Origin of the sequence: Sorangium sp. So ce321 (assembly GCF_051530195.1) — a bacterium.
In the GTDB taxonomy this organism is placed as follows: Bacteria; Myxococcota_A; Polyangia; order Polyangiales; family Polyangiaceae; genus Sorangium.
The window spans coordinates 5,615,542-5,636,060 of sequence record NZ_CP150329.1; the positions used below are offsets into that span (position 1 = coordinate 5,615,542).

16 protein-coding genes are annotated in these 20,519 nt (G+C 71.5%); 7 read left to right on the forward strand and 9 right to left on the reverse strand.

The features are described 5' to 3' along the window. Both WME89_RS20615 and WME89_RS20620 read right to left on the reverse strand, forming a co-directional pair. Complete coding sequence (locus WME89_RS20615) at positions 1-2,133, reverse strand: hypothetical protein (protein WP_438010832.1); 2,133 nt, start codon at positions 2,131-2,133, stop codon at positions 1-3. 167 nt (positions 2,134-2,300) lie between these two features. Further along, positions 2,301-2,738, reverse strand: coding sequence for an NADAR family protein (locus WME89_RS20620; RefSeq protein WP_437665034.1), 438 nt, complete (start codon positions 2,736-2,738; stop codon positions 2,301-2,303). Between the two features lie 222 nt (positions 2,739-2,960). On the opposite strand from WME89_RS20620, the gene WME89_RS20625 reads away from it, so the two are divergent. After that, a complete protein-coding gene (locus tag WME89_RS20625) occupies positions 2,961-3,719 on the forward strand; it encodes an SDR family NAD(P)-dependent oxidoreductase (RefSeq protein ID WP_438010833.1) in 759 nt (252 codons plus the stop codon). Between the two features lie 115 nt (positions 3,720-3,834). Here WME89_RS20625 and WME89_RS20630 read toward each other — a convergent pair whose 3' ends face one another. Next, the gene (locus tag WME89_RS20630; RefSeq protein ID WP_438010834.1) at positions 3,835-4,215 is read right to left on the reverse strand and encodes a trypsin-like serine protease; all 381 of its coding nucleotides are present in this window, start codon (positions 4,213-4,215) and stop codon (positions 3,835-3,837) included. Between the two features lie 77 nt (positions 4,216-4,292). Here WME89_RS20630 and WME89_RS20635 point away from each other — a divergent pair, with 77 nt between their 5' ends. Beyond that, positions 4,293-4,526 (forward strand): hypothetical protein, encoded by a 234-nt coding sequence (locus tag WME89_RS20635; RefSeq protein WP_438010835.1) that lies wholly within the window; start codon positions 4,293-4,295, stop codon positions 4,524-4,526. 11 nt (positions 4,527-4,537) lie between these two features. Here WME89_RS20635 and WME89_RS20640 read toward each other — a convergent pair whose 3' ends face one another. The 3 genes from WME89_RS20640 to WME89_RS20650 all read right to left on the reverse strand — a co-directional run bounded on the left by WME89_RS20640 (position 4,538) and on the right by WME89_RS20650 (position 6,509). Then, positions 4,538-5,776: a YncE family protein gene (locus WME89_RS20640; RefSeq protein WP_438010836.1), complete on the reverse strand. Its 1,239-nt coding sequence runs from the start codon at positions 5,774-5,776 to the stop codon at positions 4,538-4,540. A gap of 194 nt (positions 5,777-5,970) precedes the next feature. Then, entirely contained in the window at positions 5,971-6,141 is a 171-nt protein-coding gene (locus WME89_RS20645; protein WP_438010837.1) for a hypothetical protein, read from the reverse strand. Beyond that, positions 6,138-6,509, reverse strand: coding sequence for a hypothetical protein (locus WME89_RS20650; protein ID WP_438010838.1), 372 nt, complete (start codon positions 6,507-6,509; stop codon positions 6,138-6,140). Before WME89_RS20650 ends, WME89_RS20645 begins: the two co-directional genes overlap by 4 nt. Before the next feature lie 250 nt (positions 6,510-6,759). Here WME89_RS20650 and WME89_RS20655 point away from each other — a divergent pair, with 250 nt between their 5' ends. Together WME89_RS20655 and WME89_RS20660 are read left to right on the forward strand one after the other, a co-directional pair. Next, on the forward strand, positions 6,760-7,185 hold the full coding sequence (locus WME89_RS20655) for a hypothetical protein (RefSeq protein ID WP_438010839.1): 426 nt from the start codon (positions 6,760-6,762) through the stop codon (positions 7,183-7,185). A gap of 56 nt (positions 7,186-7,241) precedes the next feature. After that, a complete protein-coding gene (locus tag WME89_RS20660) occupies positions 7,242-8,174 on the forward strand; it encodes a hypothetical protein (protein ID WP_438010840.1) in 933 nt (310 codons plus the stop codon). A 127-nt stretch (positions 8,175-8,301) separates the two neighbouring features. On the opposite strand, the gene WME89_RS20665 is transcribed toward WME89_RS20660, so the two are convergent. Continuing rightward, positions 8,302-9,075: a S1 family peptidase gene (locus tag WME89_RS20665; protein ID WP_438010841.1), complete on the reverse strand. Its 774-nt coding sequence runs from the start codon at positions 9,073-9,075 to the stop codon at positions 8,302-8,304. A 573-nt stretch (positions 9,076-9,648) separates the two neighbouring features. On the opposite strand from WME89_RS20665, the gene WME89_RS20670 reads away from it, so the two are divergent. Next, positions 9,649-11,016 (forward strand): serpin family protein, encoded by a 1,368-nt coding sequence (locus tag WME89_RS20670; protein WP_438010842.1) that lies wholly within the window; start codon positions 9,649-9,651, stop codon positions 11,014-11,016. A 135-nt stretch (positions 11,017-11,151) separates the two neighbouring features. Here WME89_RS20670 and WME89_RS20675 read toward each other — a convergent pair whose 3' ends face one another. Next, positions 11,152-11,967 (reverse strand): metallophosphoesterase family protein, encoded by an 816-nt coding sequence (locus WME89_RS20675; protein WP_438010843.1) that lies wholly within the window; start codon positions 11,965-11,967, stop codon positions 11,152-11,154. 331 nt (positions 11,968-12,298) lie between these two features. Between WME89_RS20675 and WME89_RS20680 the strand changes: the two genes are divergently transcribed. Both WME89_RS20680 and WME89_RS20685 read left to right on the forward strand, forming a co-directional pair. Continuing rightward, on the forward strand, positions 12,299-13,123 hold the full coding sequence (locus WME89_RS20680; protein WP_438010844.1) for an FHA domain-containing protein: 825 nt from the start codon (positions 12,299-12,301) through the stop codon (positions 13,121-13,123). A 32-nt stretch (positions 13,124-13,155) separates the two neighbouring features. Continuing rightward, positions 13,156-16,470 (forward strand): protein kinase domain-containing protein, encoded by a 3,315-nt coding sequence (locus WME89_RS20685; protein ID WP_438010845.1) that lies wholly within the window; start codon positions 13,156-13,158, stop codon positions 16,468-16,470. A gap of 58 nt (positions 16,471-16,528) precedes the next feature. Here the strand turns inward: WME89_RS20685 and WME89_RS20690 are convergent, their stop codons facing one another. Further along, positions 16,529-20,515 carry a protein kinase domain-containing protein gene (locus tag WME89_RS20690; protein WP_438010846.1) on the reverse strand — a complete coding sequence of 1,329 codons (3,987 nt, stop codon included), beginning with the start codon at positions 20,513-20,515 and terminating at the stop codon, positions 16,529-16,531. Positions 20,516-20,519: the final 4 nt, after the last annotated feature.

Consider the following 20,519-nt stretch of genomic DNA (forward strand, 5'->3'; position numbering starts at 1 on the left):
CTACTCCTGCTCGTTCGAGATGAAGATCTGCGGGCTCAGCACGAGCTTGCCGTTGATGATCTTCCCGGTCCTCGTGAAGAGGCTCGTCTCGCCGTCGCCGTCGAGATCCCCCTCGGCGGAGACCTCGAACCCGTCCTTGCCCGGATCGGGCCCGCCGCGCGCGGGGCCCTTGTAGCCCGAGCCCGCGCGGTAGTCGTACTGATAATAGAAGGGCTCCTCCACGCTGAACCGCAGGCACCGCCACCCGGAGGTGTCGTCGCCCTGGTTGAAGTCCTTTCCAGGGCTCGAAGAGGGCGTGTAGCGGGTCCCCGGCGGCACGGCGGCGGGGACCGGGGTGGCCGACTTGCAGAGGGCGCGCGACGGCGGCCCACCTTTCTGCGTGCCCGCCGCGCCCGCCGCGCGCTCGAACGCCCCCGCCGCGCTGCGGGCCATCGCCAGCACCGTGTTTTTCGCCTCCGCCGTCTTCGCCGAGGTGATGTAGCGCCTGACACCGTAGACGGCGAGCGCGGCGCCCGCGCCGAGGATCTCGACGCCGCCATGGCCGGTCAGCGTGAGCTCGAGCCCGCGGTCGCTCGGCGCGAGCGCCAGCGAGAGCAGCGTCGGCGAGCCGCCGAGGGCACCGAAGCTCGCCGCCGCGGCGCCGTCGAGCACGCCCGCGAGGGCCTGACGATCGATGTACATCTGCAGATGCGAGGTCGCCTTCGCGTCCGCCCGCGCCTCTGCGAACGACGGGCTCGCGGCCAGGGATTCCTTTTCGTTCCCGAAGCGCGCGGCGACCTGGGCGAGGTACTTCCGGTCGCCAGCGCCGATCAGCACGAACCCTCGCCGCGCCTCGGCCCGCAGCTCGTTGCCGTCCTCGAGATCTTGCGCCAGCGAGCCCGGCTTGACCCTGAGCTTCTTCGATGTCCGCTTCATCTGCGCGGCGACCGCGCCGAACACCTTCTTTTGCGCCGCCTCGTCCGCGGTCGCCAGCGCGATGAGCACGGCGCTGTGCCTGAGCGCCTCGTCGCGCCGGCCACCCGCGAGGCCGCCCGCGAGGGTGAGCTTGTGCTTCGGATCGCGGTAGATCCCGACCGCGGCCTCGCCGCCGAGCGCCCGGTCCAGGTCGCCGAGCTCGAGCCCGATCTCGGCGAGCGCGCCCGCGGCCGCCGCCGCGGCAGGCCCGCCGGCGAGCCCGTCGAAGGCGCCGAGGACGTCGCTCACCGTCTTTCCGGGCGGCCGCTGGAGCGAGAGCCCGAGCGTCATCAGGGCGCCCGCAGGCAGCTTCGCCACGGCTCCATGGTCCGTCGCCGCGAGCACCGTGCCGAGGGCGGGATACCCCGGCCCGTAGACGGCGAGCTCCACGTGGAGGGCGGACGCGCCCTGGCGGACGGGAAGGGCCATGAAGAGCCGTGACCCGGGCTCGGCCGCGCCGCTGCCGCTCAGCCGGTGGAGGTCGGCCGCGAGCCAGGGATCCTGGGCGCGCTCGGCCTGGAAGAGCGCGGAGGTCCTGAACGACGGCTCGCGCCGCTCCGCGACGCGCAGGGCCCTCGCGAGCGGCTCTGGCCGGGCGCAGAGGAGGGCGACCCGCGACTCCGCGAGCCATGCGCCGTGAGCGACCACGCTGTCCTTGTCGCCCCGGATCGCGAACACGCCGCCCTCGCCGGTCTCCCGCGGCAGCTCTTTCAGCAGTCGCTCGACCGGGGCCGTGTCGCGGAATCGCGCCGCCGCGCAGCTGTGCTCGGCGCGCGCGCCCACGGCTCCGCCCCGGGCCGCCTCGCCCAAGACGAACACCGTGGCGCCGTCGAACGACGCCGCGAGGTCGCGGGCGAGCTCAGGGCTCATGCCGGACTGGCCCGCCAGGACCGCCGCGGCCTCCGCGAGGAGCGCCTCCCGGACGGCCGGCGCAGCGCCGGCGAGGAGCGCGTCGGCCCCCGGGACGCTCACGGCAAGCGCCGCGTCCCTCGGGACGATGTCGACGAGCGACTCCACGCGTCGCGGCGGCGCGGGGACGGTCGACGGCGCGCTCCCCGCGGGGGACGGGGCCTCGGCCGGGCGCGACGGCGGCGTCGCCGCGGTGGGGCCTCCGCAGGACGCGAGCGCGACAAGCCCGGCCGCGGTGAGGACGCTGGGAAAGGACACGCGCCTCGACATGGGTGCTCTTCTCATGAAGTTGCGCCGTGGTACCACCCGACCGGCCCCGTTGTCTCCGCCAAAGCGCTGACCGACGGGGCTCGCGCGTGCTCCGGCGTCCGCGCGCTCCCACCGGCGTAACACCAGCGATCCCGAGGCTCCCGAGGAGAGAGGCTCTCTCCGGCGCGTCAGCGAAGCAGCTGCTCGCGGACCTCCATCAGGATCTTGCCCAGCATGTTCTTCCCGCTCCCGTCGCCGCCGTCGGCCCAGTAGGCGTCGTTCGCTGTGTGCTCGATCAGCTCGGCGTCGCCCGTGTCGAGCAGGGCGTGCCTGAGCTCCTCGTGCTGGGTGAACTTCGCCAGCACCACCTCGCGCATGATGTCGTCCTTCACCTGCTCCCAGTCGGGGCGCAGCGGGCGGCTCCGCTGGCGGCCCATGCGGGCCGCCTCGCCGGGGCCGGGGGCGTTGCGGATCTCCTCCTCGTGGGCCGTGCCCGGGAACTTCTGGGCCTGGAAGTAGTGCTCGCTCGTGGGCCACACCTTGCCTTTCAGGGTGACCGGGTGGCGCGAGAAGTTGGAGAAGGAGCCGTGGGCGTCGCCGGCGCGATAGAAGCGGATGACAGCCATGGGCCCCATCCTACCCCACGGCGCGGCGACGCCGGGCGGCAAACGCGTCGGCGAGGTGCCAGGAAGAGAAGCTCTCCGGGCGTCGTCGGCGTCCCGGCGGCCTTCTCCACCAGGCAGACGACGCCGTAAGCTGGCAGCCCTGACATGAGACAATACAACGATCGGAGCGGGACCATTTCGGGACCGCCTGTTCGAGGAGGACGGCAGATGGGAAATCCGCGCGTGGCGATCGTCACGGGGGCAGCGAGTGGTATGGGGCGGGCGGCGGCTGTACGCCTGGCGCGAGCGGGCACGAAGGTGGCCGCCGTGGATTGGGCGGCTTCATTGCTGAAGGATCTTGAAGCGAGCCAGCCCGGGATCTCGGCGTTCGAGTGTGACGTATCCGACGCCGAGGCGGTCGCCCGGGCGGCGGAGGAGATCCATGAGCGGCTGGGGGAGGTCGACCGGCTCGTGAACGCGGCCGGCATTTGCCTGCCCGGGCGGGCGCACGAGGCGTCCTCCGCCGATTTCCGCCGCGTCCTGGAGGTGAACTACCTCGGCACGGTGCATTGGGTGAAGGCGGTGCTGCCGGCCATGCGGGCCCGCCGGTCGGGCGAGATCGTGCTGTTCGCCTCGATCGCCGGCTGGATGCCGACCCCTGTGCTGCCTGCCTACTGCGCGAGCAAGTTCGCCGTGGTCGGGTTCGCCGAGTGCCTGGCCGAGGACGTGGCCGGCGAGGGGATCCGCGTGCTTTGCGTGTGCCCCCCGGGGGTGGACACCGCGATGCTGTCCACCATGATCGGGAGCGGGGCGATCCCCGAGAAGGCGACCAAGCTCGTGAAGCCCCTGTCGCCGGATGCCGTGATTGACGCCATAGAAGAGGCGCTGCCCTCCAGGCGTGTCTTCGTGTTCCCCGGGCCGGGGACGACCGCGATGTGGCATGCCCGGCGCTTCGCCCCCGGCCTCTTGCGGCGGGTCTTCCAGGTCCTTTACGGCGTTTGAGGAGCGCGGCGCCCCGGCGACCTGAGTCGCAGGGCACATGGCGATCGCCTCGCTGTGGACGATCGGTGCGCCGGGGGCGGTTGAACCGCCGATCCATGACCTCGATCGGGTAGTGCTAGGGCGCGTTCACGAACTGGTCGATGAAGTCGAGGTAGAGGTCGACCCGTGTATCCCAGCCGTCGATGCAGAGGCTGGGGGCCTGCCGTCCGCCGAACGACGTCACGCCGACGATCGTGGGGACGCCGCTCACGTTCATCAGCGCAGGCCCGCCCGAGTCTCCCTCGCACGTGTGGTGGTCCGCGTCGCCGAGACCGAGCAGGAGCGGGGTGACGGTGTTGACGGTGGTGGACACGTGGCGCTTGACGCCGTTGATCCCGGCGATCTCATCATCATTGCCGAAGCCGATCAGCCTTACCGGGTCGCCGACCCTGTCCTCGGTCGCAGCTCCGGCGGCCTCGATCCCCGAGGCGCGGCCAGATCCTGCGTCACCGCTCACCGTTACCTGGTGGATGCCGGTACTCTCGGTCGCCCTTCGCTCGAATCGCACCAGGCCGCTATGTTCTCATTCTGTGCGTGACAGCGCATGACGACGCGTGCCGCCGCGCTGTGTCGTACCTGCGCTGGAACGAGGGCGACGCCGACGCGATCGCGCCGTCGCTGTTCGCGCGGGGCGGGGGGCGCAAGCCGGGGGCGGGGAAGAACAACGCGGGGGACGGCGGCGAGGACGGCGAGGCGGAGGGCGGCGGCGCGGGCGTCGAGCCGGGCGAGCCGGGCGGAGAGCCGCTACTGGAACCCACCGTGGCGTAGCTGTTCCACCCTCATCGCGCCCCCACCGCGACGCGCGCGAACGCGTCGGGAAAGAGGCCCACCTCGGCCTCGCTGAGCGTCTCCAGCGTCCCGGGATCGAGCCGGAGCACCTTGCCCGGCGTCACGGTCTGGTCGCCCTCGCAGACGATGAACAGCCCGTGCTCCTCGTCGAGCTCCGCGAGGTGCGGCCTGAAGCAATCCTCGCTGATGTTCCGGGACACGGCGGCGCCGCCGTCCGGGGTCACGCCGATCCGAACGATCGTGTCGGGCACCTGCGTCGGTACGTAGATGGCCCTCCCGTCAGGGGTCCATGCGCCCAGATAAGGCGCGCCGATCGTGAGGATCGTCCTGGACTCGTCGAACGTCCCCGACGCGACATCGAAGAAGCGCACCTCCCTGCTATCCGTGTTGCTCACGGCGATGGTCTTCTGATCGGGCGACATCATGACGGCGTAGGGCCCGTAGGCCGACGCGTGGGCGTCGGACGACAGGGGCGGCCCGACGGGGACGAGCTTCACCTCGGCGTCCGGGTCCGTCAGGTCGACGATCGCGAGGGCGTCGTCGCCATAACAGGCGACGTAGGCCCGGGCGCCGTCCGGCCGCGAGAGGGCGATCCCGTTCGCGGCCTTGCAGACCGGGATGAGCGTCGGCGCGGCCGAGCCCTGAGGCAAGACAGCGTCCGGATCCAGGACCGCGAGCGATGAGCGCGCCGCCGCGAGGTTCTCCGGGTTGTCGAGCGCGCGCTTGAGATCGAAATGGGAGACGACGACGCGCCCGCCGTCCTCCGAGATCACGATGTCGCCCGGGTTGGCCTCGACCCGCACCTGCCCGAGGATGCGCAGGTCGTCGAGCGCGAGCTTCTGGACATAGCCGGCCACCGTGCTCCCGCCGTGCACCGCATGGGGGCCGCTCGAGCCGGCGGTGGAAGGGTACGACAGGGCGATGTAGAGCGCGCCGCCCGCGGCGTCCACGGCCACGCGATGAGGCCCGTCGATCGTCACGGGATCGCGGCCTACGGGGCGGACGCCGAACCGCTCGCCTGTCGCGAGCGCGATCAGGGAGATCGTGTCGGAGAGGCTATCGGTCACCACGCCCATCCCGCCGTCCGGAATCACGATCTCCTGACGGCGGTCCGGATAGGCGTCGCCCTCGTAGGCGCCGTAGCGGTTTTCGATGATGGGATCGGGGTCGCTGCAGCTCGCCAGCGTCGCCGCCGCGAGCGCGCAACCCAGGAATCGCGCGATGACCATGGATGACCTCGAGACGAGCGCCGCCAGCCCCGGCACGCCGTAGGAGGCGCACCATACTCGTTCCGGACCATCCGGTCTCGCGCCCTCGCGCCGACCATCGACACCGACTCTACCGCGTCGATGAACATTTCTCGGACAGGCGCTTTTGCGGCGCCATGAGCGCTCTCGAGCTCGCTCGGAAGCGTGTTCCCGGCCTACGCGGCCTCGATCACGCATTGCACTGCGGGCTCGCCGTACTCGGCGCCGCCGGTGCGGACGACGAGGTTCGGGAGGATCTCCGCCACGCCGGCGCCATGGGTGTGACCGCAGAGGACCTCGATCCGCCGCTCCGGGTGCTGCTCCGGCCTGGCCCTCGACGCCTTCACGGCGACAGCCCTCCCGTCCCGTCCCTCTCCAGCGCGTCGGCCAGCGCGCAGCGCGCGAGCCCAACCTGCTTGGCCTCCTCGCGCAGCATCCCGCCTTGCTCCGCGGCCCCTTTCACGCTGAGCAGCGTGCGGAGCTCGATCGCGTCCGGATTGGACACATGCTGCGCAACCCACTCCGAGCGCTGCTGCCCGACGCTGATAGGATCTGCCTCTGCATCGAGCCCGGCCAGCGCGTCCACGTCGCACATCATCGCGACGGCCTCGGGGAACGTCTGCCCGCCTGAGGGGGGCGCCTTCACCTCGGAGGCGGGGCCGCAGGCGGGCAGGAGCTGGAGCACGAGCAGGGGGAAGAGGGCCTCGGTTCGCATGACGCCTTCGACAGATGAGCAAGGCCATGCTTTGCGACGTCCATCTCGTTCTCGGTGACGGCACGCCCTCGGGTCGGCGCCGTGATTCTTGTTGACATCATCGCGTCGCTTTGCTCTTCATTTGAATGCCGCCCTCCTGAACCGGGCGGGACGTCGATGACCCCTGCATGCTCCAGGATCACCCTCTCGTGCGAACCAAGCCGCGCCTCGTGCCAGAGTAGCATCCTTCGAGACGGAGCCGGTCTTGGCTGTGGGGGTTGAGCTGGATCGTTCGCGCTATCCGCTGGTCGTCATGCGAGCCGGCAAGCACTACACCCAGGACGATTGGGACGTGCTGATGAGGGGCATGATTCAGCTCATCGTCAAGGGGCCGTTCGGTCTGATCAACGACACGCGCGGCAGCAGAATGCCGAACGCCGTGCAGCGGCGAGCCGTCGCGCAGATGTACGTCGACTACGAGCGCCAGACGCGCGCGCACCTGCTCGCGTCCGGCATCGTGGGCGATTCCAGCCTGGTGAACGGGATCCTGACCGCGCTCAACTGGGTGAAGCCGCCGCCGCATCCGGTCAAGGTCTTCTCGTCCGTCACCGACGCGGAGCGCTGGGTGCTCCAGCATTTCAGCCTCGATCTCCGCCGACAGGCCCTGGCGCAGGGCGTCCAGCGCAGCGTCGGCTGACCCGCCGGCATGCGAGCAACTTGGACGCTGGCATGAGCTCATGTAAGATCGCGAGCATGCGTGCAAGATGCGTCGCGGTCCTCGCCTGTGCCCTGGCTGCCTGTTCGGAGTCGCCGATCGACGACAGCGCGGGCGGCGGTGGCACGGGGCCAGTCGGCAGCGGCGGCTCCGGCAGCACCGCGGAGACCAGCTCGAGCGCGGCGGAAGGCACGACGTCCAGCACCGCGACAGGCACCGGGGGCGGGGACGGGGGCGGGGGCGGGGAACCCGAGAGCGCGTGCGCCAGCGTCTCGGACGTGCCGTCCGAGCTGGGGCTCGACCCTTTCTACAAGAAGTACATCGACGCCACGGGGATCCCCGTCATCAGCTCCGAGAAGACGCCGGACGCGGCGCTGCTGCGCGCGTGCTCGGTCATCCTGCGCATGCTCGGCCATCGCGACGACGTGCGTCAGGCGATGATCGCGAACCACACGCGGGTCGCCGTGATGGCGGAGACCGAGGTGACGACCGACATCCCCGAGCACAGCGACCTTTACGAGGCGTTCCCGGGGACGGACTGGGACACGCGGGCCCGCGGCCTCGGCGCGACCCCCGCCCGCCCGGCGAGCTCCTGCGCCGAGGAGAACGTCCTGTGTTACCCGAGCGATCGGTACATCGGCGAGGACATCCTGGTGCACGAGTTCTCGCACGCCATCGCGATCATGGGCATCGCGTTCGCCGAGCCGACCTTCGACCGAGAGCTCGCGGACGTGTTCGAGGGCGCGCTGCAGGCCGGAAAATGGGCGAACACCTACGCCGCGACGAACAAGGACGAATACTGGGCCGAAGGGGTCCAGGACTGGTTCGACACCAACATCGAAGCGATCCCGGGGAACGGGATCCACAACGAGATCAACACCCGGGCCGAGCTGCGCGACTACGATCGCCCGCTCCACGATCTCATCGCCAGGTACTTCGCCGACGACGCATGGCGACCGACCTGTCCCTGAGCAGCGGGTAGGCACACCGGCTCCTCGCACTCGAGCCGCTCAAAGCGCTCCTCGACTGGTCGATGGAGGACCGCGCCGCGACGGCCGAAGCGCGCCGCGCCTGCGCGATGGCCGCGAAGAAAACGGCCTAGGGCGCGTCGACGAACTGGTCGACGAAGTCGAGGTAGAGGTCGACCCGTGTATCCCAGCCGTCCGCGCAGATGGTGGTGTTGTTCGAGGTGCCGAACGACGTCACCCCGACGATGGTGGAGACGCCGTTCACATCCATCAGCGCGGGCCCGCCCGAGTCTCCCACGCAGGTGTGGTGGGCCGCGTCGCCGAGGCCGAGCAGGAGCGGGGTGACGGTGTTGACGGTGGTGGAGACGTGGCGCTTGACGCCGTCCCACCCCTCGTCATCAGCGCCGAAGCCGATCAGCCGGACCGGCTCGCCGACCGTGGCCTCGGTCATCGGCGCGCGGTTGTAAGGCAGCGGCTGGACCGAGACGGGCTCCTCGAGGATGGCCACCGCGATGTCGTGCCCCGCGCGGATGTTCGAGCCGTCGTACGCGGGGTCGAAGTGGGTCTCTGTCACGTTGACCCAGGTACCTTCCTCGCTCAGGGCGTCGGTGCCGAAGAAGGCCCTGATGGTCGCGCCGTTCACCTGCGAGGGCTGCACGCAGTGGGCTGCGGTCAGGAGCACCGTCGGGGCGATGACCGAAGCGGTGCAGTAGCTGACGCTGAAGTCGTTTCCTCGCGGTCGGCTCACCTGCAGCCGCACCACGGCCGGGTCTCCCTCGTCGATGGTGCCTCCGATGATGCCCGCGGGCGCGGCGTCCATCTCGCTCGTGGGCAGGTCGTCCACCTCTCCCGCGCACGCTGAAAGAGATGTTGCCGCCAGCAATAAAATGATGCCTGTTCTCATGATAAGCTCCGTCGCGTTGTGCAGTCGTGTGGTCCAGGTGACCGAGCGGGCCCCAGGAATGGGCGCGAGCTGCCCCGTGCGCTCCCGGGGACCGGAAACGACGCTCCTGCCGTGACTCCGGCCTCGATCCTCGATCCGCGAGGCGCGGATGGATCCTGCGTCGCCGCTCGACCGTCACCTGGTGGATGCCGGCACCCTCGGTCGTCCTTCGCTCGAACCGCACCCGACACGACGTTGTCCGGCTGTGCGCGACCACGCATCACGGCGATCGATCCAGAGCAGAAGGCTCCAGCGATCACCTATTGCCGAGCCCGCCCGCCGGATGAAGCGCAGCGCTCTCGGTGGGCCGTCACCCCGCGGGAAGACGCGATTCAGCGAGGCTCGGCCGCAAGGTGGCGCCTCTTCTGGCGTGTCCGCTCGTGCAGCTGTCCTGCGGCTCATCGTGGCACAATCTGGTCCTGACTCCCGGGCCGCGCGCGGCACACCCCCGGGGCTGATGACGCAATTTTCACGCGGGGCGCTCTGGCATGCGGCCTGCCTGGCCCCGGCGTCATGCGCGAGGCAACTGGCCTGATGGCCATGCTCATGTCGGTCCTGGTGGGGTGCAGCTCGGGCCCGGGCGGGGGTACGGGAGGCGGCGGCTCGGGCCAGGGCGGGGGTACGGGAGGCGGCGGCTCGGGCCAGGGCGGGGGCGGCTCGACCGGGGCGCCCGTCGAGTGCTTCGAGAGGAAGGCTGGCTGCGTGCTGCCTTCGAGCGCGACGCGAATCGAGAACCCGGACGTCTCGGCGGAGGATCAGGCGTCGCTCTCGCGCAACAACGCGAGCTTCGCGCTGGACCTCGGCCGCGCGCTCCACAGCTCGACGGAGAACGTCATCTACTCGCCTTTCAGCATCTCGACGGCGCTCGCGATGGCCTACGCGGGCGCGCGGACCACGACGGAACAGGCGATTGCCACGGCGATGCGATTCGAGCTCCCGCAGGCGCGGCTGCATCCGGCGTTCAACCACGTGGACCTCGATCTAAAGAAGCGTTCCGAGGGCTCCAGCGCCGTCAAGGGAAGCGGCTTCCGGCTCCACACGGCCAACGCGATCTGGTCGCAGGTCGGCCTCCCGATCGAGCAGCCATTCTTGAAGGTGCTCGGCGAGAGCTATGGGACAAGCATGCGGCTCGCGGACTTCACCGCCCCGAAGGAGGCTGAGGCCCTCATCAATGCGTGGGTGAAGGACCAGACGAAAGGCAACATCCCGAAGCTCCTCGTGAACGACGTGAACGCGGAGACGCTGGTCGTGCTGGCCAACGCCGTCTACTTCGACGCCGCGTGGAGCGCGCCGTTCAAGGAGGACGCGACGAAGCCGGGGACCTTCCGGCGCGGCGACGGCACGAGCGTCACCGTGCCGATGATGCGCGGCGAGCAGCAGACGGGCTACGGCGCCGGCGACGGCTGGGAAGCGGTGGAGATCCCTTATGCGGGGACCCCTGTCTCGATGTTCGTCGTGCTGCCTGCCGAGGGGACCGCGGACGCGTTCGAGGCGTCGCTCGACGGCGCGGCGCTCGAGGAGATCATCGCGTCGACGCAGGACTACTCGGTCGATATCACGATGCCGAAGTTCTCGTTCGGCTTGTCCACCTCTCTCACGGGAGCGCTCGCGGGGCTCGGCATGGAGGTCGCCTTCGATCCCGACGACGCCGACTTCACGGGCATCGTCGCGGAGGGAGGCATCGGGATCCAGGAGGTCATTCACCAGGCGGTCATCGACGTGGACGAGGCCGGGACCGAGGCAGCGGCGGCGACGGCGGTCATCCTCGGCGCCACGAGCACGGGCTTCTTCCCCGAGCCGGCGGCGATCGTCCTGGATCGCCCGTTCTTCTTCTTCATCAGCGACGTGCCGACGGGGGCGATCCTCTTCGCGGGACGCGTCAACGATCCGACAGCGCACTGACGCGCCTCGGCCACGCCGAGGAGCTGCCCGAGCGGGCGACCGCGCGCGTGGCGGGCGCGACCTCGTTCATCCTGCACCACGTGAAGGATCTAGCGCTGGACGCGGCCGCCGCACGGATCGCGGCGTGATCCCGGCCTACGTGGCCTCGATCACGCATTGCACCGCGGGCTCGCCGTACTCGGCGCCGCCGGTGCGGACGACGAGGTTCGGGAGGATCTCCGCCACGCCGGCGCCGTGGGTGTGGCCGCAGAGGACCTCGATCCGCCGCTCCGGGTGCTGCTCGGCAGCGTCGCGGATCGCCTCGCCTGCGGCCTTGCAGGTGAAGTGCGGGAGCCAGTCGTCGTTGGAGATCTGGCCTTCATGCCAGCAGGCCTCCTTGAACGGGGGGACGTGCGTGGCCACGATCACGCGCCGATAGCGGTCGAGGGCCTCGCTCAGGGCACGGCGGAGGTACGCCGCTGCCTCGTCGCCGAGGCGGTGCAGGGCTTCTCTCCGGCGACGCCGGCCGGGGGAGGCGAGCTCCTTGATGAGCACGTAATCGTTGAGCATCACGGGCGACCTCTCGTAGTCGCCGAGTCGGGCGTCGGCCCAGCCGTCGTGGCCGATGAGAGCGGTGTCCGGGCCGAGCTCGACCGGGGGAATCGATGGGAGCCACCTGAGCCAGGGGGAAGCGGCGGAGAGCTCGGCGGCCTCGGCGCGCACGGCGGCGATGCTCCCGCGGTAGAAATCATGGTTGCCCAGGACGAAGTAGAGCGGGCGCTCGATGGCCCTGGCGACGGTCTCCAGGAGGGGGCGGAGGCTCGTGGCCTCGGCGATGTCGCCGGTGAAGAGGACGGCGTCGGAGGCCGTGGCCGCGAGGGTCGAACAGAAGTCGGCGAGCTCCTCGCGAGAGAGGAAGTTGAGGTGGACGTCGGTCGCCCAGGCGAGGCGGAGCGGGGTCGGCGCGGCCATGAGGTCAGGGTAGGCGGGGAAGGGAGGGGGAGCCAGCCGCGGTCGCCGGTTCCGTGCCGGGTCGGGGGTGCGGCGGGGATCGGAGCCGCCTCTGCACCGAGCCCTGGCAGCGAGTCCACGTCGCGCATCATCGCGGCGGCCTCGGGGGACGTCTGCCCGTCGCAGGAGGGCGCCTTCGCCTCGGAGGCGCGGATGCTTGACAAGGCGGGTTGGCCGTCGGGTACGCTACTGTCCACGATGGGTGGGACCGGCGCGAGGGGGCGGGGTCGGAGCCGAAGCCCCGATGGGTAGACCGCTCCGTGTATTCTGTGGCTCGGCGCCTGGTGACGGCGTGTTCCAGAGGGCGCTGGAGCTGCGGCTTTCGCCCTTGGAGCGCCAGGGCGTCCTGGTGATCGACGCCGAGAGCCGGCTCCTCGGCGGCGACGTGGTCATCGGCACCCTCGTCCAGCAATTGAGCGACGCGGACGTCGCGGTCTTCCTGCTCAGCGCGGATCTGCTCGCCGATGCGCTCTTCACCGAACACCTCGTGCCGCGCGCGCTGACGAGGCACCGTTCGCGTTCGCTCCGCCTCGTGCCCGTGCTCATCCGTCCGGTAGACTACTCGATGAGCCCATTCGCTGATCTCCGCCCCTTGCCGTCCAATGGCGTGCCGATCAGCCGCTGGTCCGATCAAGATGACGCATGGCTCGATGTGGTGACCGGCCTGCGCCGTATCATGGACGCTCCGCGGCAGGGAAGCGCGCCGTCTCTGGTCATCGAGGATGGGCCCCTCCAGGGACAAACTCTCGTCCTCGAAGCTGGCAGGACTTACGTCCTGGGCCGCGATGCGCGCGCCCACCTGCAGCTCCCTGACGACGATCCCAAGGCCTCGCGCAGCCACGCGCTGATAGATGTCACGTCCAGCGCCATCATTGCGCGCGATCTGCAGTCCAAGAATGGAATTTATGTCAATGAGCGTCGCGTCACCACCGCTGTGCTCCAGCCAGACGACCGACTGCGCATCGGCCGCACCTCTCTCCGTATCTCGATCCCGGGGTACGAGGCCCCAGCGACGCCTGAAGTGACAGCAGCCACAGAGACTGATTCGGCCATCGGAGCGCCGCCCAGCGAGGACCAGGACTCGACCACGATCGCGAAGACAGCGCCTGCCAGCTGAGCGAGCAGGCGCGAGGGAAGCAGGAGAAGCTCATGACAGGTCACCCCGACGCCGCCGCTCCGGTACGCACGCAGACCGATACAGCGGCGGCCGGAGACGCTTGCCGGCTCACCGGCATGGCTGGAGGCGAGGCATGGCCTCGCGGCCACGTGCTCCTGGACGACTTCGTGGTCGAGCGCCTGCTCGGTCGAGGCGGGATGGGCGAGGTCTACCTCGTCGAGAGCCTGCTCACCCGGGAGCGGTATGCCGTCAAGCGCGCCCGCGTGAGCGGTACGGCTCAGCGGCGCAGGTTCCTTGGTGAGCTGCGGTCCTGGATCGATCTACCGTCCCACCCCAACCTCATGCAGCTGCGCTTCGCGCGCACGATCTCCGAGGAGATGCTGCTCTTCACGGATCATGCGGACGGCGGATCCCTGGCGGACTGGATCCGGCAACACCGCCTGGACGGGCTGCCCGCGGCGCTGCGCCTGGCAGTGCAGCTGGCCCATGGCGTGGAAGCCGCGCACCGTGCCAACATCGTCCACCAGGACGTCAAGCCGGGGAACTTCCTGCTCACCGGCGTCGGCGAGGTGAAGCTCTCTGACTTCGGTCTCGCCCGCGCCCGGACCATCATCAGCGCGGAGGACGGGACGGGGCTGGCGAGACATGCTGGCTTGACGCTGGCTTACTGCTCGCCGGAGCAATACGCGCGGCGGTCTCTCGGGCCGCAGACCGACGTCTGGAGCCTCGGCCTCTCGATCCTCGAGGTCTTCACAGGCGGGGCGACATGGAACCGCGGCGTGGAGGCGCCGGACGTGCTGGACGCCTTGCTGCGCAACGGCGGGCAGCGCACCGGCCTCGCGCCGATGCCGGACGGGCTCGCCGGCATCCTGCGTCGCTGCTTTGCGCCGCGTCCCGAGGATCGCTGGTCCAGCGGCGCCGAGGTGCGGGTGGCGCTCTCGCGGCTGCACGAGGACTTGCTCGGGGAATCACCGGCCCTCCCTGCCGTGTCGACCGGGGCGTCCCGCGACATTCCGCGGCCCAGCAAGCCGCTCCAGCCGCAAGTGCACCTCGCTCGCGCCATGGAGCTCGCTGGACGCGGCGCCCCGGACGTCGGCCCGCCAGCGCGGGAGACATCGCTTTCCCAGCGGGCCCAGCTGATCGAGGCCCTCTCGCTCTACGAGGAAGCGCGGACCCTCCTGGAAGGCCTGCCGGGGCAGGACGAGCCGGCAGTGCAGCGGGCCGCTGCAGAGCTCTTCGAGGAGAAGGGTTGGGCCCACGCGATCGTCGACGACCTGCCCGGCGCCAGCGCCGCGACGGCGCACGCCATCGCGAGGTGGGAAGCTCTCTTGCAGCGACGGCGGGATCCTGAGATCGCCGGCAATTTGCTGGGCGCCTGTTCGCTTCAAGGACTGATCCTCAGCAAGCTCCACCGCAGCGATCTTGCCCACCAGCACTTCGAGCGCGTGCGGGACACCATCGTGCCCTTGATTCGCGCGGAGGGCTGGGACCACCTGGGGGTCCACGTGCCATCCCTGCTCATGACCGAGTTCTCTGCCCTGAGCATTGCGCGCGACCTCCGCGGGGCGCTCTCGGTCTGCGATCGGGCGCTGCAGGCGGTGAGCAACTTCAGCGAGTTCACCCGAGAGCGCCTCGCCGCAGCGCCGCCAGCGGGGCGAGAAGCGCTGGAGCAGGTGTGCGCGACGCTCGACCATCAAGGCGAAGTCTGGCAGATGAACAAGGCCTGCGTCCTCGACGACCTCGGGCGCCACGCCGAGGCGGACGCGATCCTCGCTGTCGTCGTCGACGCGCGCGAGCGACGCCTCGCGGTCGGGGGCGACACACCCGCGGCGGTACAGGAGCTTGCCCTGGCGTCCTACAACCGGGCCATGGTCCTGCGGAGGCTGCATGACAACGAAGGTGCGCTGCGCCTGCTGGAGCACGCCGCGGGGCTCTGTGACCGCCTCGTCGACGGTACATGGCCTGAAGAGGTGAAGTGGGATGTGACGCTTGGCCTGGTCGAAGCCCGACAGGGGCGCAGCGCCATCGCCGGGACCAGGGGCTGCATCCTGGCCGACCTGGGGCGGTTCGACGAGGCCCTGGCGCTGTCCGCGCAATCGGTGGCATGGTGCGAGGAGCTGGTCGTCGATGAAGGGCGGATGGAGCTCGGGCTCAACCTGAGCCGCTCCTATCAGAATTACGCAGAGATCCTGGCGAGCGCTGGCAGGCGCGACGAGTCCCGTGCGGCCTTCGGCAAGAGCGAGGCCATGCTCCGGCACCTCTACGCTCACAACCCCAGCCGCGTTCACGAAGAGCTTGCTTTGCTGTACGGCAAGCGGGCCCGCCGGCTCGCTGACAGGGCCGGTGCGGAGAGGGATCCCGATCTGGAGCAGGCCATCTGGCTCTACGAGGTTCAGCTCAAGGACGGCGGTCGCGCCGAGCTGCTCCCCGATCTCGCCGGCCTGTACCTGAAAAAGGCGCGGAATGCGGCGGAGAAGGGCGACGCCTTCGCTGCGGAGTCCGCGGTGGACCGCGTCCTGGAGCTCGTGGAGGGCCACGAGCCGAGGACGCTCTCCCGCTGCGCCGTGGTCGACTGGACGGAGGCTCTGCAACGCAAGGCGAACCTGCACGCCCGCCGGGGTGAGCTCGACGATGCGCTGCCTTACTACGAGCGCGCCATCGGCCTGTTGCGACCGCTCTGCAAAGGCCACCGGGAGCGATGGGAGAATCTGGCCTTCATCTATCTCAACCTGGGCAATGCGCTCGGGAAGCTGCAGCGCGTACCAGAGACCGCGCGCAGCTACCGCCGGGCCGCGTCGTTGCTCGGACCTGTTTGTCGCGACGGAGGTGTCCACCTGGTGCCGTTCTTCGTCCAAGCGTGCCTGTACAGCGCGTTCGCCTGCTTCGCCATGGAGCGAACACAGGCCGGACGGGTGCTGGCGGAGCGGGGGGTGGCGGCAGCGGATGAGGCGGTTGCACAGGGCAAGATGGCGGTCCCGGAACATCTCCAGCGAGACCTCGCGCTCGCGCGGCGAAAGCTGCGCGAGATGAGGCTGGAGGACAGGTATGCGGGTGGGATCGACCCGGGCGATCTCCTGGCTCGCATGATGCCAGGCGGCTCGATGAACCGAGCGGTGCAGGAGTTCTTCTTCTGCTATCGCTGGGAGGACAAGAGGCGAGCTGTGCTCAGGCACGAGGACGAGCTGCTCGACCCGATGAGCCTCGCGATGTTCGACTTCATGACGGAAGGGCTCAGCGATGCCGAGCCCGAGGGTCAGGCGATGATGCGGGAGGCCGTGTCGATCCACCTCGCTTCGCCTCGTGCCGATGCGGCGGTGATTCGCGCTGCCGTCGAGCCGCCTGGGTAGCGCCGTGGGGTCCTGATCCGGTCGCGCGCGCGCCTCGGCGAGCTCTCCGCCCGTCGCGCTACCCCAGCCACGCGCGGGCGAGCTCGATCGTGCGGGCGTTCTCGGGCACGTTCTCGAGGAAGCTCGCGCGCCACGCGCGGTTCGCGATCTTCGCGGCGCGCTCCAGCAGCCGGTCGCGGCCGAGCGCGATCGCGGCGCGCGCCCCGGGCGCGTCGCCCGAGGCCTGGAGCGCCTCCGCGTGCACCAGGTAGACGAGCGACTCGCCCGTCTCGAGGTGGCCCAGCGAGGTCACGGCCGCGGCGGCGAGCTCCGCGGCGCGCTGCGCGAGCCCGAGCGCCTCGGCGGCGCGCCCCTGGGCGAGCAGCACGTTCGCGAGCGTCGCGAGCACGCAGGGCGCCAGCGGCGGGAGGTCGGCGAGGAGCTCGCACGCCCGGCGCGCCTCGGCCTCGGCCGCGGCGAGGTCCCCGGCGAGCCGGTACGCCTCGGTCAGGTAGATGTACGTGCCCCCCTCGAGCCGCCGCTGCCCGGCGGCCACGAAGTGCCGGCGCGCGTCGACCTCCAGGGCGCGCGCCTCCTCGAGGGCGCCGAGGTGGAGCAGCGCGCGGCCGAGGTTCTCCTTCGCGTGCGCCACCGTGTTCGCGAGCGCCAGGCGCTCGGCGTCGGCCAGCGCGGCGCGGATCAGGACCGCGGCCTCGGCGTACGCGCCGAGCTCGTTGCAGAGGTGCCCGGCGTTGCTGCGCGAGCTGCAGGCCATGCGCGCGTCGCCCGCCTGCGCGAAGCGCTGCGCCGCCGCCTCGCAGCGCTCCCGGGCGGTGCCGAGATCCCCCGCCAGGATCGCCCGGTGCACGCCGAGGCGCAGGACCGCCGCGCTCACGGCCGGATCGGCCCGGAACCGCTCGGCCACCGCGTCGATCCGGCGGCACAGCGCCGCCGCGTCCTCGCACTCGCCCCGCAGGACCAGGAGCCCGCTCGCCGCCTGCGCCATCACGATGACCTCGGGCCCGCGCGCCCCGCGCTCCGACCAGCGCTCGCACAGCGCCCTGGCCAGCCCCGTCGCCGTCTCCTCGTGGCCGAGCGGGCACGCCGCCAGCGCGACGAGGTTCGCGGCGCGGTACCAGCGGATGCTCCCCTCCGGCAGCGCCCCCATCGCCGCGACGGCGTGCTGCTCGGCCGAGGCGAAGTCCCCCCGGTAGCGGTGCGCCTCCGCCTCGATCGTCGCGATCTCCCCGAGCTCCTCGCCGGCCGCGCCGCACGCGACCGCGCGCTCGGCGCGCTCGATCGCGGCCGCGTAGTCGTTCCCGCCGAGCGCCTGCTCGGCCGCCCGCCGGTAGCAGTTGATGGCGCGCTCGCGCTCCTCGCCGAGCTCGAAGTGCGTGGCGAGCACCATCGCGTCGGTCTCGCCGGCCTGCGCGAGCCACGCGCCCGCGAGGCGGTGGCCGAGCGAGCGATCGTCGTCCGTCAGCATCTCGTACGCCGCGTCGCGCAGGAGCGCGTGGCGGAAGACGTACTCCACCTCGTCGTGGAACTTCGCGTCCGGCCGGCGCGTGACGAGCTCGCGCTGCTCGAGGTCCGCGAGGCAGGCGTCGAGCTCGGGCTCGTCCACCGGCGCCCCGAGCAGCGCCTTCGCCGCGCCGCGCCAGAACACCTCCCCGAAGATGCTGCCGGCGCGGAGCAGCCGCCGCGCCTCCGGGACGAGCCCCGCGAGGCGCGCCTGCGTCATCGCGAGCACCGTCTCGGGGACGCCGTCCGGGCGGCCCTCCATCGCCGCGCGCACGAGCTCTTCGAGGAAGAAGGCGTTGCCCGCGGAGCGCCCCACGAGCTCCGCGACGACGGCGGCCGGCGTGGCCGGGCCGAGCGCCTCGAGCACGAGCCTCTCGCACGCCTTGCGCGACAGCTCCTTCAGCCGGAGCTCGGTGGGCGCGCGCGCCTCCCACAGGGCCGGGAACGCCCTGTGCACCTCGGGGCGCGCGAGCGCCAGCACCATCAGCCGCTGGTCGTCGAGGAGCCGGAGCGCCGCGTCGACGAACTCCACCGTGGGCCGGTCGCCCCAGTGGAGGTCCTCGAGGACGAGCAGCACCGGCCGGTCGGCGCACTCGGCGCGGGTGAACTCCACCCACGCCCACTGCATCTGGTCGCCCATGCGCTTCGCGTCCTGCCGCGCCGCCTGGAGCAGCACGCTGTCGTCGTCCGGGAAGGGCGTGCCCACCATCTCCCCGAGGAACTCGGCGACGGGCCGCCGGAGGGGCTCCGGCACGTGCGCCGCGACGCGCGCGGCGAGCTTCCGCTGCCGCGCCTCGAGCGGCTCGCCGTCGAGCAGCCGCGCGGCGCGCCGGACGATCTGGCCCAGCATCCCGAACGGCGCGCCCACGCGCATCGAGTCGCCCTGCGCCGTCCAGATCTCGACGGGCTCCGCGCGCGCGCCGAGGCGCCGCACGAGCTCGTGGCGCAGGCGCGACTTGCCCACGCCGGCGCCGGCCGTGACGAGCACCGCGCGCGCCGCGGAGTCCCCGGCGCACTCGTCGAAGGTCGCCTCGAGGAGGAGCAGCTCGCGCTCGCGGCCCACGCACGTCGTCGGCTTTCCGAGCAGCTTGCGGGCCTCGTCGGCGGGCTCGTTCTCGCCGACGAGGACGAGCCCGTCGTCGTCGCGCGCGACCTCGAACCTGTCGCTCAGCAGGGCCGCGGTCATCGGGTCGAGCAGGATCGGCGGGGCGCCGTCGGCCGGGCCCTCCGCGCGGCCCTCGCGGCCCGTGCGGCCCTCCAGCAGCGCGCTGGCGCGGTCGATGACCTGCTCCATGGGCTGCATCCGCTCGATCTCGTCCCAGCCCGTCGAGAGGGCCACGCGCGCGCTCGGCAGGAGCCCGCGCAGCGCCAGGGCGCAGCGCGCGGCGCTCGTGGCGAGCTCGGTGGGCGAGCCGGCGCCCGGGACGACCGCCGCGAGGGAGCCGTCGCCGAGCAGCTCGAGCTGCGCGCCGTGCCGCGTCACGACCTGCCGGAGCGCCTGCGCGGTCAGCCCCACGCTGTCGAGCGCGCGCGCGTCGTCCGCGTCGCGCGCGTCACGCGCGTCACCGAGCGGCGCGGTCCGGTCGCGCAGCAGGTCCGCGGCGAGCAGGCCGCGCCCGACGTCGCCCACGTTGGCCGCGAGGATCACGCTGGCGACGCGCCGCTCGCGGCCGGTGAGCGCGGCCGACGAGGCCGGCGCGCTCGACGAGGCCGGCCCGGCGACCTTGACCTCCAGCGCGCGCAGCGCCTCGGCGACGGCGACGGCGCTGCTGGGCCGCGCGGCGGGCTTCTTGGCGAGCAGCCGCGCCACGAACGCGTCGAGCGCCGCCGGCAGCCCCGGGCAGCGCGAGCTCGGCAGCGGCGCCTCGTCGAACACCACCTTGGCGAGCGTGGCGACGAGCTGCGCGGCGGCGAAAGGCGGCCGGCCGGTCAGGCACGCGAAGAGGACGCACCCGAGCGAGTACAGGTCCGCGCGCGGGTCGATCTCCTGCTCGCCGGTGACCTGCTCGGGCGGCATGAACGACGGGGTGCCGAGCGTCTGGCCGGCGCGCGTCAGCGCGTACGTCGCGTCGTGGAGGTGCGCGAGGCCGAAGTCGACGATCTTGACCTGATCGAGATCGCCCTGCGGGAGGAAGAGGTTCTGCGGCTTGATGTCGCGGTGGATGACGCCCTGCGCGTGCGCGACGGAGAGCCCGTCGGCGACCGTGGCCGCGAGCCGGAGCGCCGCGGCCGGCTCCAGCGGGCCGCGGCCGAGCCGCGCCGCGAGGTCCTCCCCCTCGAGCCACTCCATGACGAGGTAGGGCTCGCCGTCCGGCATCACGCCGTGGTCGATGTACCGGACGATGTGCGGGTGGCTCAGCGCGGCCAGCGCGCGCGCCTCGCGGGCGAACCGGCTGCGCGCCTCGTCGCTCGGATCCCTCAGCACCTTGATGGCCGCCGGCTCCCCTGTCGCGAGGTGCCGCGCGAGGTAGACGGTCCCGAGGGAGCCCGCCCCCGCCCGCCGCTCCACCACGTGATGCGGTCCGATCCGCTGCCCCGGCGTCATGCGC

Bases quoted from the DNA above. Each gene is read 5' to 3' on its own strand.
- WME89_RS20615 (WP_438010832.1), bottom strand. From the start codon at position 2,133: ATGTCGAGGCGCGTGTCCTTTCCCAGCGTCCTCACCGCGGCCGGGCTT.
- WME89_RS20620 (WP_437665034.1), bottom strand. From the start codon at position 2,738: ATGGCTGTCATCCGCTTCTATCGCGCCGGCGACGCCCACGGCTCCTTC.
- WME89_RS20640 (WP_438010836.1), bottom strand. From the start codon at position 5,776: ATGGTCATCGCGCGATTCCTGGGTTGCGCGCTCGCGGCGGCGACGCTG.
- WME89_RS20650 (WP_438010838.1), bottom strand. From the start codon at position 6,509: ATGCGAACCGAGGCCCTCTTCCCCCTGCTCGTGCTCCAGCTCCTGCCC.
- WME89_RS20660 (WP_438010840.1), top strand. From the start codon at position 7,242: ATGCGTGCAAGATGCGTCGCGGTCCTCGCCTGTGCCCTGGCTGCCTGT.
- WME89_RS20665 (WP_438010841.1), bottom strand. From the start codon at position 9,075: ATGAGAACAGGCATCATTTTATTGCTGGCGGCAACATCTCTTTCAGCG.
- WME89_RS20670 (WP_438010842.1), top strand. From the start codon at position 9,649: ATGGCCATGCTCATGTCGGTCCTGGTGGGGTGCAGCTCGGGCCCGGGC.
- WME89_RS20675 (WP_438010843.1), bottom strand. From the start codon at position 11,967: ATGGCCGCGCCGACCCCGCTCCGCCTCGCCTGGGCGACCGACGTCCAC.
- WME89_RS20685 (WP_438010845.1), top strand. From the start codon at position 13,156: ATGACAGGTCACCCCGACGCCGCCGCTCCGGTACGCACGCAGACCGAT.
- WME89_RS20690 (WP_438010846.1), bottom strand. From the start codon at position 20,515: ATGACGCCGGGGCAGCGGATCGGACCGCATCACGTGGTGGAGCGGCGG.